The sequence below is a fragment of the Protofrankia sp. CiP1_Cm_nod4 genome (genome assembly GCF_982290645.1).
Genome location: NZ_CEVIVC010000040.1, coordinates 1 through 16,535 on the forward strand (window position 1 = coordinate 1; position 16,535 = coordinate 16,535).

Annotated in this window: 12 protein-coding genes; 2 read left to right on the forward strand and 10 right to left on the reverse strand. The window is 71.7% G+C overall.

Annotated features, from left to right (window positions below):
• Positions 1–822 precede the first annotated feature (822 nt).
• The 6 genes from AC5LSR_RS10090 to gatC form a co-directional block, all read right to left on the reverse strand.
• On the reverse strand, positions 823–1,041 hold the full coding sequence (locus AC5LSR_RS10090) for a hypothetical protein (protein ID WP_250286692.1): 219 nt from the start codon (positions 1,039–1,041) through the stop codon (positions 823–825).
• Between the two features lie 678 nt (positions 1,042–1,719).
• Positions 1,720–3,516, reverse strand: a complete 1,797-nt coding sequence (locus AC5LSR_RS10095) for a penicillin-binding transpeptidase domain-containing protein (RefSeq protein ID WP_493464783.1) — start codon at positions 3,514–3,516, stop codon at positions 1,720–1,722.
• Between the two features lie 263 nt (positions 3,517–3,779).
• Complete coding sequence (gatB, locus tag AC5LSR_RS10100; RefSeq protein ID WP_445548527.1) at positions 3,780–5,267, reverse strand: Asp-tRNA(Asn)/Glu-tRNA(Gln) amidotransferase subunit GatB; 1,488 nt, start codon at positions 5,265–5,267, stop codon at positions 3,780–3,782.
• 26 nt (positions 5,268–5,293) lie between these two features.
• A complete protein-coding gene (locus AC5LSR_RS10105) occupies positions 5,294–5,650 on the reverse strand; it encodes a hypothetical protein (protein WP_250284848.1) in 357 nt (118 codons plus the stop codon).
• Positions 5,651–5,855: 205 nt separating this feature from the next.
• Positions 5,856–7,343 (reverse strand): Asp-tRNA(Asn)/Glu-tRNA(Gln) amidotransferase subunit GatA, encoded by a 1,488-nt coding sequence (gatA, locus tag AC5LSR_RS10110; protein ID WP_250284851.1) that lies wholly within the window; start codon positions 7,341–7,343, stop codon positions 5,856–5,858.
• A 12-nt stretch (positions 7,344–7,355) separates the two neighbouring features.
• The gene (gene gatC / locus AC5LSR_RS10115) at positions 7,356–7,652 is read right to left on the reverse strand and encodes an Asp-tRNA(Asn)/Glu-tRNA(Gln) amidotransferase subunit GatC (RefSeq protein WP_250284852.1); all 297 of its coding nucleotides are present in this window, start codon (positions 7,650–7,652) and stop codon (positions 7,356–7,358) included.
• 573 nt (positions 7,653–8,225) lie between these two features.
• Here gatC and AC5LSR_RS10120 point away from each other — a divergent pair.
• Both AC5LSR_RS10120 and AC5LSR_RS10125 read left to right on the forward strand, forming a co-directional pair.
• Entirely contained in the window at positions 8,226–9,872 is a 1,647-nt protein-coding gene (locus tag AC5LSR_RS10120) for a glutamate--tRNA ligase (RefSeq protein WP_250284853.1), read from the forward strand.
• A gap of 323 nt (positions 9,873–10,195) precedes the next feature.
• Positions 10,196–10,924, forward strand: coding sequence for an ACT domain-containing protein (locus AC5LSR_RS10125; protein ID WP_250284855.1), 729 nt, complete (start codon positions 10,196–10,198; stop codon positions 10,922–10,924).
• Between the two features lie 227 nt (positions 10,925–11,151).
• Here AC5LSR_RS10125 and ligA read toward each other — a convergent pair whose 3' ends face one another.
• The 4 genes from ligA to AC5LSR_RS10145 all read right to left on the reverse strand — a co-directional run.
• The gene (gene ligA / locus AC5LSR_RS10130) at positions 11,152–13,491 is read right to left on the reverse strand and encodes an NAD-dependent DNA ligase LigA (protein WP_250284857.1); all 2,340 of its coding nucleotides are present in this window, start codon (positions 13,489–13,491) and stop codon (positions 11,152–11,154) included.
• Entirely contained in the window at positions 13,488–14,525 is a 1,038-nt protein-coding gene (locus AC5LSR_RS10135) for a methionine synthase (RefSeq protein WP_250284868.1), read from the reverse strand. The genes ligA and AC5LSR_RS10135 overlap by 4 nt, the downstream gene beginning before the upstream one ends.
• Before the next feature lie 252 nt (positions 14,526–14,777).
• Positions 14,778–15,833, reverse strand: coding sequence for a tRNA 2-thiouridine(34) synthase MnmA (gene mnmA / locus AC5LSR_RS10140; RefSeq protein ID WP_250292448.1), 1,056 nt, complete (start codon positions 15,831–15,833; stop codon positions 14,778–14,780).
• A gap of 5 nt (positions 15,834–15,838) precedes the next feature.
• The coding region (locus tag AC5LSR_RS10145) for a cysteine desulfurase family protein (RefSeq protein WP_493468381.1) at positions 15,839–16,535 on the reverse strand (697 nt) is incomplete at its 5' end.

Sequence of the window (16,535 nt, forward strand, 5' to 3'; positions counted from 1 at the left end):
GTCCTAAGATCGGCTACGCGCGCTCCACAAGTACAGGAATCGCAGGTGCGAGGATGCCACTGAGCATGGCTCTAACCATGCCCCGACATCCCCGCCCCCGTCAAGCTCATCAACACCCTCGTCACCCAACACCGCGCCCACCGCGACGGTGCCAGGTACCCAAGACGCCGGCAGCCCACCCACACCCCTGGCACGTCGGCACCAGCCCCAAGCCTTCAGCGTGCCGTTACCGACCTCGGACTCCCCCGTGGATCTTGCCTGATGTGAACGGCGATCCAAGAACCTCCTGACGACCAGCTCCCGCCGTCGACAGGGCCGTTCACAGCGTGGCGGGTAGGCTCACCAGACCGGTGGATCATGAGATCGAGTACGTAAGTGGCTGCCGGAGCGACCACTTACGTACTCGATCTCATGATCCGACGCTTCTGACGCCGGGAGCTTCGTGCGGCTCTGGCCGGAAATACCTACGTCACGTGGGCAGCTGACAGCGCCCCGGTGTCTCCGCTTCGTCTGGCACCGGGGTGGGCCTGAGGTGAGGTGATAGGTGTCATGTCGGCGTCAGCTCCCAGGGTGACATGCAGGTGTGGCGCTCAGGCGACGACTGGGGCCAACGGAATAAAAACGGGCGGAAAAAACATAGGCAAAGATGCTGGACAAGATATCACACAAGCAAAAAGAGTTAATTCCGTCATGACGGGATGACGGGATGACGGGATGACGGGATGACGGGATGACGGGATGACGGGAAACTTGCATGGCGAGGAGAGTTGTTCCCGCCGTCGCGGGATCGGCGTTCCCTGTCCGCGAGGGGAAACGGGTGGTTCAGGGCTGAGCCGGCGGTGGTTGTTCGAGGATGTCCGCGAGGGCGTCGGTAAGGCTGCCGTGGCGTATGCTCCACACGAGCATCGCCCGCCATGTCTCGTCTTTCGACACTGCTCTGCCGGTACGACGCCGGAGGTCGCGGACGAGATCTTCGAGTGCCTCCTCCTCGGCGAGGGTGAGGTTGACCGTGGTCTTACGTGGCCGGGCGGCCGGCGGCACGCCTGCGACCCTGCCGAATGGGACCAGGGCAGATCGGGCCCGCCGTCCAGAAAGACTCGACAGCGTTCTACCAGGAACAGGTCCGCCGCCAGGAACAGCTGTGGGGATCGAAGCGGCCGGCGACGGACTGGGCGAGCCGTCGGAAGTATCCGCGGGATCGGGCCTCATCGGCCATCGACCGGCCGTCCTCCACCGACGAGCGGGGCAGGACGTCCGTGGACGTCGAGCAGATGGCGCCAGGCAGGCATGGGAGCGCTCCGGAGGTCCGTGGAATACGCGAATTCCCGTGCTCTCGCCTGAGAGCGGGGGCACGGGGCAGGCGAAACCGAAAACAGCCTGCGCGCCCGGTGTGCGGCACAGGAGACAACGACGCGAAAGACAACGGAACGAAACAGTACATCGACAGAATGTCGCCAGACGCCGTTGTCTGCACCACCGGCCTGCCCAGCAGGCGACTACCCGGGATCGGGGTCGGCAAGCGCGCCGAGCGCAAACACGGTCACGGTACGCAGTGTGCCATGCAAAGCGTCACCATGTCGAACATATACACATAAAAGGCGACCATCGTTTCCCTGTTGTTTTCCACGTAACAGAACCTTCGCTGGCAACGTGCCAGCAACAGGAAGGCGGGCAAGCGCTCGTCAGGAACCGTCAGAAGGCTGTCGTCAGGGTGCGGTGTCAGGGTGTGGCGTCGAGGTTGGCCAGGAAGTGGGCGGCTATGGGGGCCGCGGACTGGGCGCCGAAGCCGCCGTCCTCGACGATGACCGCGAAGGCGACGTTGCCGCGGTAGCCGACGAACCAGCCGTGGGTCGGCGGCGGGCTGCCGTCCTTGTACTCGGCGGTGCCGGTCTTGCCGCGCACCTCACCGGGGAAGGCCACGCTGTTCGCCGTCCCCTCGGTGACCACCGCCCGCATGAAGTCCTGCAGCGTCGGGACCACCGCCGCCGGCAGCGGGTTGCTGCGCGGCGCCGTGCCGGTCACGAACGGCTGGTGCCAGGTGCCGCTGGCGGCCGCCGCTGCCACGCTGGCCATCTGTAGCGGGCTCGCGTTCACCTTGCCCTGTCCGATGGCGTCCGACGCCGATTCCACAGCGTCCTTCGGCGTCGGGAAAGAACCGCCGACGCTCGCTATCGGCAGTGGCTGGCTGCCGTCGAAACCATAGAGTTTCGCGGCCTGCTCCAATGCCGTGTCCGGCAACGACTGCTCCAGCCGGATGAACGCGGTGTTGCAACTGCGGGCGAACGCCTCCCGCAACGGGATAACACCGAACTGCTCGGCCTCGGCGTTATTGAAGGTGCGCCCGCCGACCGCCACGGTCTGGGTGCAGTCCAGCGGGGTGTTCGCGTCCTTCCCCGCGATCAGCGCGGCGGTCGCCGTGACAATCTTGAAGGTGGACCCCGGCGGATAATGGCCGTTGATCGCCCGGCCGTACCCGTTGAGCGGGTGGTTCACCAGGGCGAGGACACCGCCGGTGCGCACGTCGACGGCCACCAGCGCCCCGGTGGGCTTGGACGCGGCCGCCATCGCGGCCTCGCCGGCCCGCTGCACCTTCAGGTCCAGCGTGGTCTGCACGTCCTTGCCGTCGGTCATCGGGTACGACCGCAGGGTACTGACGGTCTCGTTGCGCTCGTTGCGGACGACCACCGTGCCGCCCTGCGGGGCGAGGACCGCGTCGTGGACGCGCTGCAGTCCCGACAGCGGGGCCACCTGGCCGACCAGGTTGCCGGCGAGCTCCGCGTCGCCGCTCAGCGGCTGGCCGTTGGCGTCGACCAGCTGGCCGCGTTTACCCTTGGACGTCGTGCGGTCCAGCCGCAGGCCGGGTGCTGCCAGCGCGGGGTGGATCGCGTCCGGCCGGGCCTGGACCTTCCATGCCTTCCCCTGACGGGCGAGGTGCAGCACGCCGTCATAGCCGTACGGCTCGGGGAAGCTGGCCAGGGTGAGCAACGCCGAGTAGCCGACCGTGGCGGTCGAACCCGTCCGCTCCAACGCACCCGGGACGAAACGGGCCCCGGTCACGTTCAGCCTGGTCCGGGCGTCGGCCATGGACGTCACGAGCTGGTCAACGTTGATCGTCCCCGGCACGGCCACCGCGGTCACGCCGGCCCTGCCCTGCTCCTGCGCGGCCGTGAGCGCGACGCTGGCGGCGGGCACCGCGCTGGGCCCGGCGCTGGCGGGCCCGGCGCTGGCGGGCCCGGCCGTGGCGCCGCCCGTGGCCGTGGCCGCGGCGCGGTCCGTGGTGGCGGAGGTGGCCGTGTCACCGGACGAGGCGAGGCTCTGCCAGCTGGACAGGTAGGCCTCCGCCGCGGCCCTCGCCGCCCTGTCCTGGGCGCGGCTGTCGCTACGGATCTTCCACAGGTACCCGGCGCCGGACGCGGCGAGCAGCACGATGACGACGGCGAGGGCGATGAGCAGACGGGCGCGGCCACGGCCCCGTCGTGACGTCGACGCGGTGAACCCGCCGGGAGTCAGAGGCACCTTGGCGTGCTCCTCCCCCGTTGACGACCCCAGCGGCGGCCCCGCTGATGACGGACCGGGCTCCGCCGTCATCGACGGCCGGGCTCCGGGCGTGGCACCAGCTTACGAAGGCCCAACCGGGACCCGCCTGTCGACGCGCCGTGAGCACAACGCGGGCCGTAGGTGAAAAACGTTGCTACCACACGGTTTTTCACCTACGGCCCGCGCGTCCGTAGGTGAAAAACGGCGTGATAGTGACGTTTTCCACCTACGCTTTCCGCTGGTTACTCGCCGAGGCGCTCCAGGAGGAGTTTGCGGACGGTGCCCGGGTCCGCCTGGCCCTTCATGGCCTTCATGACCGCGCCGACCAGCGGGCCGACCGCGTTCAGCTTGCCGCCGCGCACCTTGTCGGCGATGGCCGGCTGGGCGGCGATGACCTTCTCGACCGCGTCGGCGAGCGCGCCGTCGTCGGAGACGAGCTTGAGGCCACGGCCGGCCACCACCTCGTCCGGTGTCCCCTCACCGGCGAGGACGCCGGTGATGACCGTGCGGGCGAGGGCGTCGGTCAGCTCGCCGTCGGCGATCATCTCCGCGATGCGGGCGACGTCGAACGGCTCGATCGCGAGGCCGGTCGGGGGCACGCCGGCGTCGGCGGCCCGGCGCGCGAGCTCGTTCAGCCACCACTTGCGGGCCGCCTCGGCCGTCGCCCCGGCCGCGATGGTCTCCTCGACCAGGTCGAGGACGCCGGCGTTGCGCATGTTCACGATGTCGGCGGGCGTGAACCCGTGGTCGGCTGCCAGGCGCGCCCGGCGCTGCGCCGGCAGCTCCGGGATGGTCGCCCGGACGGCGTCGACGTACTCGTGGGTCAGCGCCAGCGGGGTGAGGTCCGGCTCGGGGAAGTACCGGTAGTCGGTCGCCTCCTCCTTGGAGCGGCCGGCCGACGTCGTCCCGGAGGCCTCGTCGAAGTGCCGGGTCTCCTGGACGACCTTCAGGCCCGCGTCCAGCCGGGTGGCCTGCCGGACGATCTCGTGCCGGACCGCCCGCTCCACCGAGCGCAGCGAGTTGAGGTTCTTGGTCTCCGACCGGGTGCCGTAGGGCGCGGCGGGCTCGCCGGGGGCGGTGCGCGGCCGCAGCGACACGTTGGCGTCGCAGCGCAGCGAGCCCTGCTCCATCCGGACGTCGGAGACGGTCAGCGCCCGGCAGAGCTCACGCAGCTCGTCGACGTAGGCACGGGCGACCTCGGGCGAGCGGACGTCCGGCTCGGTGACGATCTCGACCAGCGGGATGCCGGCCCGGTTGTAGTCGACCAGCGAGTGGGTGGCCCCGTGGATGCGCCCGGTGGCCCCGCCGACGTGCAGGGACTTGCCGGTGTCCTCCTCCATGTGGACGCGGGTGATGCCGACCCGGTGGATCTTCCCGTCGGCCTCCACGTCGAGCCAGCCGTTCTCGCACAGCGGCTCGTCGTACTGGCTGATCTGGAAGTTCTTCGGCATGTCCGGATAGAAGTAGTTCTTGCGCGCGAAGCGGCACCATGGCGAGATCGAGCAGTTGAGCGCCAGGCCGATCATCACGGCGAACCGGACGGCGGCCTCGTTGACCACCGGCAGCGAGCCTGGCAGGCCCAGGCAGGTCGGGCACACCTGGGCGTTGGGCTCCGCACCGAACGCGGTGGAGCACCCGCAGAACATCTTCGAGGCGGTGCCGAGCTCGACATGCGTCTCCAGCCCGATCACCGGCTCGTAGCGGGCGACGGCGTCGTCGAAGGTGGGGATGGTGGCCGCCGTGCTGGCCGAGGGTGTCAACGCACGTGCTCCTGTTCAACCGCGTCCGTCTGTACCGAGGTGGAGCCGTGATCCGCGCCGGCGGGCCACGCCTGATCGGCGGGCTGGGCCTGGCCGGCGGGCCGCGCGTCGCCGGTGGGCTGCGTGCCGCCGGTGGGCTGCGTGCCGCCGGTGGCGGGGTCCGGCTGGCGGGGCCGGGTGTCACGCAGGTGGATCCGGGTGGCGAACACGGCCGCGCCGACGCCGAGGACACCCCACAGGATCAGGATGGGCGCCGGCGCGACGACACCGAGTACAAGGGCGGCGACAGTCAGCACCCAGGCTACCGCCAGCAGCACCCGGTCCTCACGTCTGCTACGTAGCGCAACCATCATAGGCCTCCCTCTCGCCATCGTAGTCGGCCGACACACGCGCGATCATGATTCTCTCCGGGCGAGCCCGGGATCTTGTCACGACACGCCCGGTGCGGGCATACCCGACGCGAGCCCGCCCGTCACGGCGCGGCCGGCCCTGGCATGCCCGCGCCGTGGCTTCCGTCACAGGACGTGCGTGCACCGGACGTCCGTGCCGGCGGTTCGGTCACAGGGGCGGGGCGTCGTCGAGAAAGGGACGGCCGCGCCTGGCCTCCAGCGCCGCCTCCAGCGCGCCGCCGACCCGGTACAGGCGGTCGTCGGCGAACGCCGGCGCCATGATCTGGAATCCGACGGGGAGCCCGTCGGCGAGACCGACCGGCAGGCTCATCGCCGGCCCGCCGGCCAGGTTCGACGGGATCGTGCACAGGTCGGACAGGTACATCGACACCGGGTCGTCGACCTTCTCCCCCAGCCGGAACGCGACGGTGGGCGTGGTGGGCGAGACCAGCACGTCGACCCGCTCGTAGGCGGCGGCGAAGTCCTGGCTGATCAGCGTCCGGACCTTCTGGGCCTGGCCGTAGTAGGCGTCGTAGTAGCCCGACGACAGCGCGTACGTCCCCAGGATGATCCGCCGCTTCACCTCGGGGCCGAAGCCGATGCCGCGGGTGCGGCTCATGACCTCCTCGGCGCTCGCCTCGCCGTCGTCGCCGACCCGCAGGCCGAACCGCATCGCGTCGAAACGGGCCAGGTTGGACGAGCACTCGCTCGGCGCGATCAGGTAGTAGGCGGGCAGCGCGTAGGTGAAGTGCGGGCAGCTGACCTCGACGACCTCGGCGCCGAGGCCGACGAGCACCTCGAGGGTGTCGGAGAAACGCGCGCGCACCCCGATGTCGTAGCCGTCCCCGGACAGCTCGCGGACCACCCCGATGCGCACCCCGCGCAGGTCACGGCTGGCGGCGGCGGCCACCACCGGCGGCGGCGCGAGCTCCACGCTGGTGGTGTCCAGCGGGTCGTGGCCGGCGATGGCGGCGTGCAGCAGCGCGGCGTCGGTCACCGTGCGGGCCAGCGGGCCGGCCTGGTCCAGGGAGCTGGAGAAGGCGACCAGGCCGTAGCGGCTCACCCCGCCGTAGGTCGGCTTGACCCCGACCAGCCCGCACACCGCCGCCGGCTGGCGGATCGAGCCGCCGGTGTCGGTACCGAGCGCGACCGGCGTCTCGAACGCGGCCACCGCCGCCGCGCTGCCCCCGCTGCTGCCGCCGGGGATGCGGTCGGTGTCCCACGGGTTGCGGGTCGGGCCGTAGGCGGAGTTCTCCGTGGACGACCCCATCGCGAACTCGTCCATGTTGACCTTGCCGATGATGATCACACCGGCCGCGCGCAGCTTCGCCACGACGGTCGCGTCGTACGGCGGGTACCAGCCCTCCAGGATGCGGCTGCCGCAGGTCGTGGGCATCCCCCGGGCGGTGAAGACGTCCTTGAGTGCGAGCGGGACACCCGCGAGCGGGCCGAGCGTCTCCCCCAGGGCCCGGCGCCGGTCGACGTCACGGGCCGCGGCGAGGGCGCCGTCGACGTCGACGTGCAGGAAGGCGTTGATCCGGTCGTCGACCTTCGCGATCCGGTCGAGCGCGGCCTGGGTCACCTCCAGCGCGCTGAGCTCACCCGCGGCGATCGCGGCGGCGGTTCGGGCGGCGGAGAAACGGATGACGTCGGTCACGGACAGGAACCCTCACTCGTCCATATCAAGGATGCGCGGCACCCGGAAGCGGCCGTCCTGCGTGGCGGGCGCGCCGGCGAGAGCGTCGGTGCGCGGCAGGGACTGACCGGTGATGTCGGCCCGGAACACGTTCGTCAGCGGGACGGCGTGCGTCGTCGGGGGGATGTCGCCGGCGGCCACCTCCGCGACCCGGGCGACCGCACCGATGATCACATCGAGCTGGGGGGCGAGCGTGTCGAGTTCCTCCTCCGACAGCGCCAGCCGCGACAGGCGGGCGAGGTGCGCGACCTCGTCCCTGGTAATCGCCATACCGGTTACGACCCTCTGACTTCCCGATGACCTTCCGATCACCTTGTGGCTTGCTGATCGCCGTGGCCTGCTGACCCGCGGGCACGCCGGCGGCGGACGGCCGCGGAACGGAAGCCGGCCTCAGACCGGCCCGCGTACGGCCTGGCCCGCGTACGGCGCTGTGGTCATCGTACGGTCCGGCCCGCCCGATCGGCCTGTGGCGTGCCGGCCAGCGACGACATCGTGTGCCCGGGCGAGGCCTAGCCGCCGCGATCCCGCCCGTACCGACAACATCGTGCGGAGCGACAGAGCCCGTGACCTGCCAGAACCGGCGCCATCCGGTATGAGTTTCCGGATTCGCCCTGGTCACGCCCGCGACGTGGGTACCGCCGGTTGATGGCGTCGGATCCGGCCGTCTTCCACCACCTTGGGAGAAACCGCGCCGCATGTCTGACACGCCCTCCCCCCGGAGCATGCCTGTTGCCCGCTAGCATCGCAGACATGCCTGCGGGTAGTGCCCACCACAGGATCGCCTGGAGATGATGATCACTGCGGTTTCAGAACTGTCCAGTGCCCGTGGAGGTACCTTCTGCAATGCTTGACCGCGACGAGATCGACGCGCTGTTCCCAACTGATCTGCCCGGTCCGGAGCACTGGGAGGAGCGGTACCCGCCGAGGAACCTGCCGTCGGGCGCAATGGTCACCCGTTTCTGCCCGAGTCCGACGGGTTTCGCCCATCTCGGTGGCATCTATGTGGCGATCCTGGACAAGGACCTCGCACGGCAGTCCGGCGGTTCCTACTTCATCCGGATCGAGGACACCGATCAGGCTCGAACCGTGGAGGGCGCGACCGCCCGGTTCGACGTGGCCTTCGGCTACTTCGGCGTCAGTTCGGACGAGTCCGATCCGACCGGCGCCCACGGCCCCTACACCCAGTCGGACCGGGCGCTGATCTACCTGACCTACGTGCGCGAGTTCCTCCGTACAGGCAAGGCATACCCGTGCTTCGCCACGAAGGAGGAACTGGCCGCGTCCGCCGAGGAGCAGCGCGCGGAGAAAGTCCCTACCGGCTACTACGGCCGCTGGGCGACCTGGCGCGATGCCACCGACGAACAGGTGCGCGAACGACTGGCCGCCGGCCAGCCTTACGTCATACGGTTCCGATCGCCGGGCGCGCCGGGCAGGATCGCCTTCACCGACCTGATACGCGGTCGCCTGGAGGCGGACGCGAACCGTAACGACGTCGTCATCCTGAAAAATTCCGACAGCCCGCTGCGACTGCCCACATACCATTTCGCGCACGTCGTGGACGACCACCTGATGCGGGTCACGCACGTGATTCGGGGCGACGAGTGGCTGCCCTCGGTCCCGGTGCACCTGCAGCTGTTCGACGCGGCAGGTTTCGAGCACATTCCATACGCGCACATCGCGCCACTACTGAAAGCGGACGGTTCAGGAAAACGGAAACTGTCCAAGCGCAAGGACCCTGAAGCGTCCGTCGAGTTCTACATCAAAGCGGGCTACCCGGCGCCAAGTGTGCTCTACTACCTTCGCGGGCTGATCAACGGGCGGTTGGCGGAGATGCCGCTGGCCGAGGCGCTGACCGCCCCGCTGCGCCTGGCCGAGTGCGGCGTGTCCGGCGCGCTGGTGGATCTGGTGAAGCTGGAGGACATCGCGGCGGACTACGTCGCGACTCTGCCAAGCCGGGATGTCCTGGACGAGGTGCTGACGTGGGCGGATACCCACGACACCGAACTGGCGCAGGCTGTCCGCGCCGAGCAGGACCTCGCCGTGCGGGCGCTGGACATCGAGCGGACGGGGGTGGACAACCCGCGCAAGGACCTGCGCAAGTGGTCGGACTTCCGGCCGATCTACGGCTACTTCTTCACCGCGCTGTTCGAGCCGGTGACCGATCCCGCGGACAGCCGGTTCGGCGGCCTCGCGCCCGATGTGGTGCGGCGGCTGTGCGCGGACCTGCTGCGTGTCTACCAGGACCTGTCCGACTCGGACGGCTGGTTCGACCAGATCCGTGTGACGGCCAAGGACAACGGCTTCGCGGCAAGCGTCAAGGAGTACAAGAACGACCCCGGCTCCTACGTCGGGTCGATCCGGGAAGCGTCCCAGGTGGTCCGCGTGCTGCTCACCGGCTCCACCCGCAGCCCCGCTCTCCACCTGGTCGCGGCTGCGCTGGGCGAGACCGAGGTACGGCGGCGGATCGGCGCCGTTCTCGGCCCCGCCTGAATCGGCCACCCGCACAGGCTATGATCGCCGCGATTTTGTTGTTGTGTACGCTTTTTGGCCGCGTCAGCGTACACAACGACAAACTCGCGCCGATCTTCTCCGGTGGCCGACGTCCATCGACGCGTGCCACCGTCCGCGGGGATACGTAGGGTTACCTGACCGGCGCGCTAGAAGTGATCTTCGCGTGAGGTAACATAACGTGAGCGATAGCGCCATCCGCCACCAGCTATGACAGCCCGAAAACGCACTGATGACCAGCACCGATACCTGCACGTGACGTTGTTGTCACCAATCAAGCATGCACGGAATGTATTCTTGACTACATGTCGTATCTGCTGCGCCTCGTCCTGCCGGACCGGCCCGGCGCCCTGGGCGCCGTCGCCACCGCCCTCGGGCAGGCCGGTATCGACATCGTCAGCCTGAGCGTGGTCGAGCGCGGCGCGCGCGGTGCCGTGGACGACGTCGTCGTCGAACTGCCCCCGAACGGGCTGGCCGACACCGTGCTGACCGCGGCCTGCTCCGTGCCCGGGGTGAGCGTGGAGTCCCTGCGCCCGTACCCGGCCGGCGGCGTGGGGATCCGGCACGACCTGGACCTTGTCGAGGCGCTGACCGCCCGGCCCGACGACGCGCTCGCCGTCCTCACCGGGTTCGTCGGCGCGGTATTCCACGCCGACTGGGCGGTGCTGCTCGAACGGGTCGCGCCCGGCGACATCCGGGTCGTCGAGTCCTCCGTCGGCGCCCCCGACCTCGGTGGTGACGAGCTGACCAGCCCGAAGAAGGTGCGCCCCGAACTGCTGTCGCTGCCCCTGGACCGCGCGCGTGGCTTCGACGCGGACAGCGGCTGGTTCCCGCCGCGCTGGAGCGCGCTCGGCATGGAACTCGCGGTGGCCCCGGTGGGCACTCCCCCGGAGGGCGGCTGTGAGGTGGCGGTGCTCGTCGGACGGCCCGGTGGCCCGCGCTTCCGCGCCTCCGAGGTCCAGCGGCTGGCCCATCTCGCCGGCATAGCCGCCACGATCGTGCGCAACCGCCACACCTCACCGGCCCCCACCTGACACCGGCACCCACCCAGGGGGACCGGCACCCACCTGGCACCTGGCTCATCCCGCCGCCCCGGCCGCCAGCCCCCGAAACGCCGGCCGGACAGCCGCACACCCCGTTCCGATCAAGACAATGAGTGTGGAAACGGCTGCTACAGCGACCGTTTCCACACTCATTCTCCGAAGAGCCCTCGTTTGGCGGAGAAGGCGTGGAGGCGCCCGCCAACGGAGGCGGCCGGTGGCTAGCCGTCGGCCGGTTCCGTTGGGTCAACCGGTTCCGGTGGGTCGGTCGCCGCCGGTGGGTCGGTCGGTTCTGACGGGTCGTCCGGTTCCGGTGGGAGCGCGAGCGGGGCCGCGGCCTGCGGGCCCTGTTCCAGCAGGACGGCGAAGCCGGTCTCGTCGAGGATCGGCAGCTTCCAGGCGCGGGCCTTGTCGTACTTGCTCGCCCCCGGGTCGGCGCCGACCACCACGAAGGCCGTCTTCCTGCTCACCGAGGCGGTGACCTTGCCGCCGCGGGCCTGGACGGCCTCGGTGGCGGAGTCCCGGCTCCAGCCCGCCAGCGTCCCGGTGATCACGACGGTGACGCCGGTGAGCGGGCCGGGCCCGTCGTCCGCGCCGGCGTCGGCGAGCCGCGCCCCACCGGAACGGATCCGTTCCAGGATGTCCCGGTGGCGCGGATCGGCGAACCAGTCCACCACGGAGGCGGCGATGGTCTGGCCCACGCCGTCGACGGCGGCCAGCGTCTCGGTGGGCGCGGCGGCGATGGCGTCCACCGAACGCATCTCACGGGCCAGCGCCCGGGCCGCGCTCGGGCCCACGTGCCGGATGGACAGCCCGACCAGCAGCCGCCACAGCGGCTGCCGCCGGGCCGCGTCCACCCCGCGCAGGATCTGGTCGATCTTCTTCTTGGCGAAGCCGCGCAGCTCGGCGAACGACTCGGCGGTGAGGTGGAAGACGTCGCCGACGTCGCTCACCCGGCCGGCCGCCAGCAGGGCGGACGCCGTCTCGTAGCCGAAGCCGTCGATGTCCAGGGCGCCGCGGGAGGCGAAGTGGAACAGCGACTCGCGCAGCTGCGCCGGGCACGAGACGGTGTTCGGGCAGCGGACGTCGGCCTCGCCCTCGGGACGCACCAGCCCGGTGCCGCACTCCGGGCAGTGGGTGGGCATCACGAAGGCGCGCTCGGAGCCGTCCCGCAGGTCCACGACCGGGCCGACGATCTCCGGGATCACGTCGCCGGCCTTGCGCAGGACGACGGTGTCGCCGATCAGCACACCCTTGCGTTCCACCTGGTCGGCGTTGTGCAGGGTGGCCAGGGCGACGGTGGAGCCGGCGACCCTGACCGGCTCCAGGCGGCCGAACGGGGTGACCCGCCCGGTGCGGCCCACGTTGACCTCGATGCCGAGCAGCCTGGTGGTGACCTCCTCGGGCGGGTACTTGTAGGCCACCGCCCAGCGCGGGGACTTCGACGTGGCGCCGAGGCGGCGTTGCAGGCCGAAGGCGTCGACCTTCACCACCACGCCGTCGATCTCGTGCTCGACGTCGTGGCGGTGCTCCCCCCACCGGCGGACGAACGCCTCGACCTCGGCGACACTCGCCAGCACCTCGTGGTGCGTGGAGACGGGCAGGCCGAGCTCGGCCATCCGCTGGTACGCCTCGCACTGGGAGGTGACGTCGAAGCCGCGGTGGGCGCCGAGCCCATGCATGATCATGGACAGTGGGCGGGTGGCGGTGACCCGCGGGTCCTTCTGCCGCAGGGAGCCGGCGGCGGCGTTGCGCGGGTTGGCGAACGGTTTGTCGCCGGCGGCGACCAGCGTGGCGTTGAGCTCGGCGAAGGCCGCCGTCGGGAAGAAGACCTCGCCGCGGACCTCCAGCAGCCCGGGCACGCTCCCGCCGCGCAGCCGGCCCGGCACCGCCGCGAGGGTCCGGATGTTCGGGGTGACGTCCTCCCCGGTCCGCCCGTCGCCGCGGGTGGCCGCGCGCACCAGGTAGCCGTCCTCGTAGACCAGGTCGACCGCGAGACCGTCGATCTTCAGCTCGCACAGCCAGGCGTCCACCTCGGCCTCCCGGGTGACGCGGGCGGCCCACGCCTCGAACTCCACCTCCGTGAAGACGTTGTCCAGCGAGAGCAGCCGCTCCAGATGCTCCACCGGGGTGAACAGGGTCGAGATGGCGCCGGCGACCTTCTGGGTAGGTGAGTCCGGCGTGCGCAGCCCCGGGCAACGGGTCTCGATCTCCGTCAGCTCGGCCATGAGCCGGTCGTACTCGGCGTCGGAGACGGTCGGGGAGTCCAGAACGTAGTACCGGAAGGCGTGTTCGCCCAACTCCCGGGCCAGCTCCGCCGCCCGCGCCCGCGTCCGCGCCGGGATCTCGTCGACCGCGACGCCCGGCGCCGACAGCTCGGCGTCGCCGCCGGCGGGGAGCTCACCGTCGGGCCGGGGCTCGGGCCCGCTCCCCGGCGTCACGCTCCGGGAAGCGTCCGGGGAGCCGCCCGCGTCCGGGGGAGCATCCACCGTTGCCTCGGCCGCCGGCGCGCCGGCCACGCCCGGGGGGGCCTCCGGACTCGAGATGTCGAGCGGGCTCATACCGAGCCGTCCGCCAGCGCCCGGCCCGCCTTGCGGCAGCGCCGCAGCGCCGCCCTGGCATAGGCGGGTGTCGCACCCGCGAGACCACAGGTGGGAGTCACCACGACCACCTCCCGAAGCTGCTCCGGGGCGAACCCCAGCCGCCGCCACATCGACCGGACGGGCTCGACAGTACGACGGGCGTCCGACAGGTCCGACACGTCCGACAGGTCCGCGCCCCGCGCCGGCACCACCCCGAGCATCAGCGCGACCCCGGCCTCGACCGCCTCGCCGACGGCGTCGTCGTCGGCGGGCGTCAGCAGGGTCGCGTCCACGCTGGCGAAGGCGGCCTTCGCCTGCCGCAGCAGTCCCAGCGGCGGCGCGGACGCGCAGCAGTGCACCCCGGTGGGCACCCCGGTGGCGGCCAGCAGCGTCCGCAGCCGGTCGACGACGACGCCCTCCTCCACCGCGGGGAGCACCCCGAAACCGCTGGGTGTGCGGACCTCACCGGCGAGCACCGCCGGCAGGCAGGGCTCGTCGACCTGCACGATCAGGCGGACGCCGGGCACGGCCAGGGCGATGCCGGCGAGGTGGGCGGCGAGTCCCTGGGCCAGGGCCTCGGCGATGTCCCGGCTGGCGCCGGCGTCCTTGAGGGCCTTGTGCCCGCGGGGCAGCTCGACGGTGGCGGCGAGCGTCCACGGGCCGGCGACGGCGACCTTCAGCGGCCCGGTGTAGCCGGCGGCGACCTCACCCAGCGCGTCGAGATCGCGGGCGAGCAGGTCCCGGGTGCGGCGCAGGTCCATTCCGGGACGCGGTACCAGCCGCCACCCGGACGGTTGCAGGTCGACCGGCATGTCCGCGAGCAGACCCGCCGAACGGCCGATCATGTCGGCGCCGGGGCCGCGGGCCGGCAGCTCGGGCAGGTGCGGCAGGTCGGGCAGCTCGTCGAAGACCAGCCGGCACGCCTCGACCGGGTCGGTCCCCGGCAGCGACCCGACGCCGGTCGCCGCCCCCGGCTCCCACAGGCGGCCGGCGGCGGGCGCCGTCGCGGGCACAGCGGCGGGCGCGCCGGGGGGCACGGCGGTGGATGCGTCGGCGGGTGCGATGTCAGGCATGGTGGTGAATGGTGTCACGGGCTCATCACCGTCATCGGAATCGCCGTCCGTGGGAAACAGGTGTCAAAGCAGGTGCCGAAGCAGGTGCCGAAGCAGGTGCCAAGGAGCAGGTGCCAAGGAGCGGGCAGAGGAGCGGGGAAAGGCCGGCCGGGGCCCCGCGGTACCCGCGCCCCGCGGTACCCGGGCCTCCCGTCAGCGCCCGAGCCGGAGGACATGGCCGCCGCCGAGGACACGGTCTCCGTCGTAGAGGACGACGGCCTGGCCGGGGGCGGTGCCGCGCAGCGGCTCGTCCAGGGCCACGCGCAGCTCGTCGCCGACGCCCTCGGCGGTGGCGGGCACCGCCTGCCCGTGCGCCCGGACCTGCGCCGCGCAGACCACCGGCCCCTCGTACGGCCAGACCGCCCGGTCGGCCACCAGGTGGGAGACGTCGAGCGCCTCGGCCGGGCCGACCGTCACCGTCCGGGTCACCGGGGAGACGTCCAGGACGTAGCGGGGCCTGCCGTCGGGCGCGGGCCGGCCCAGGCGCAGGCCGCGGCGCTGGCCGATCGTGAACGCGAAGGCCCCCTCGTGCTCCCCCAGTGTCTCGCCGGTGGCGGCGTCCACCACCGGCCCGGGCTGGGAGCCGAGCCGGTCGCGCAGCCAGCGGCCGGTGTCGCCGTCGGCGATGAAGCAGATGTCGTGGCTGTCGGGCTTGTCCGCGACCGCGAGGCCACGGCGGGCCGCCTCGGCGCGGACCTCGGTCTTCGTCGTGTCCCCCAGCGGGAAGATCGCGTGGGCGAGCTGGTCGGGGCGCAGCGTCCCCAGCACGTAGGACTGGTCCTTGCCCGGGTCGACCGAGCGGCGCAGCACCGCCCCGGAAAGCCGCGCGTGATGGCCGGTGACCACCGCGTCGAAGCCCAGGGCCAGCGCCCGCTCCAGCACCGCCGCGAACTTGATCCGCTCGTTGCAGCGCACGCACGGGTTGGGCGTCCGGCCGGCCTCGTAGGCGGCGACGAACTCGTCGATGACGTCGTGCTCGAAGCGGTCGGCGAGATCCCACACGTAGAAGGGGATGCCGATGATGTCGGCGGCGCGGCGGGCGTCCCGGGCGTCCTCGATCGTGCAGCAGCCGCGGGCGCCGGTGCGGTGCGACTCGGGCGACTTCGCCAGGGCCAGGTGCACGCCTGTCACGTCATGGCCGGCGTCCGCCGCGCGGGCCGCCGCCACCGCCGAGTCGACACCCCCGGACATCGCCGCGAGCACACGCATCCGGCTCACCCCCCGGACAGCCCGGACAGCCCGGACAGCCCGGCGAGCGCCCCCGCCCGGCGCGCCCGGCCGACCACCGGCATGATCACACGGACCAGGGCATCGACGTCCGCCGCGGTGGACGTCCGCCCCAGCGAGAAGCGCAGCGAGCCGCGGGCGCGGGCCTCGTCGACGCCCATGGCGAGCAGCACGTGGGACGGCTGGGCCACCCCCGCGGAGCAGGCCGACCCCGTCGAGCACTCGATCCCGTGGGCGTCGAGCAGCAGCAGCAGCGAGTCGCCCTCGCAGCCAGGGAAGGTCAGATGGGCGATGCCGGGCAGACGGCCGGGACCGGAGGGCGCTCCGTTGGCCACCGCGCCCGGCACCGCGGCGAGCACCCGGGCGACCAGGTCGTCCCGCAGGGCGGCCAGCCGTACCGCCTCGACCGGCTGCTCGGCGACCGCCGCCGACGCCGCCGCCGCGAAGGCGGCCACCCCCGGGGTGTCCAGGGTGCCGGAGCGGACGTCGCGCTCCTGCCCGCCGCCGTGCGTCAGCGGCGCCAGCGTCAGGCCGCGGCGTACCAGCAGCGCGCCCATGCCGATCGGGCCGCCGAGCTTGTGCGCGCTGACCGTCAGCGCGTCCGCGCCGCTGTCCTCGAACGACACCGGGATCGACCCGACGGCCTGGACGGCGTCGGTATGGAACACGATTCCGTAACGGTGC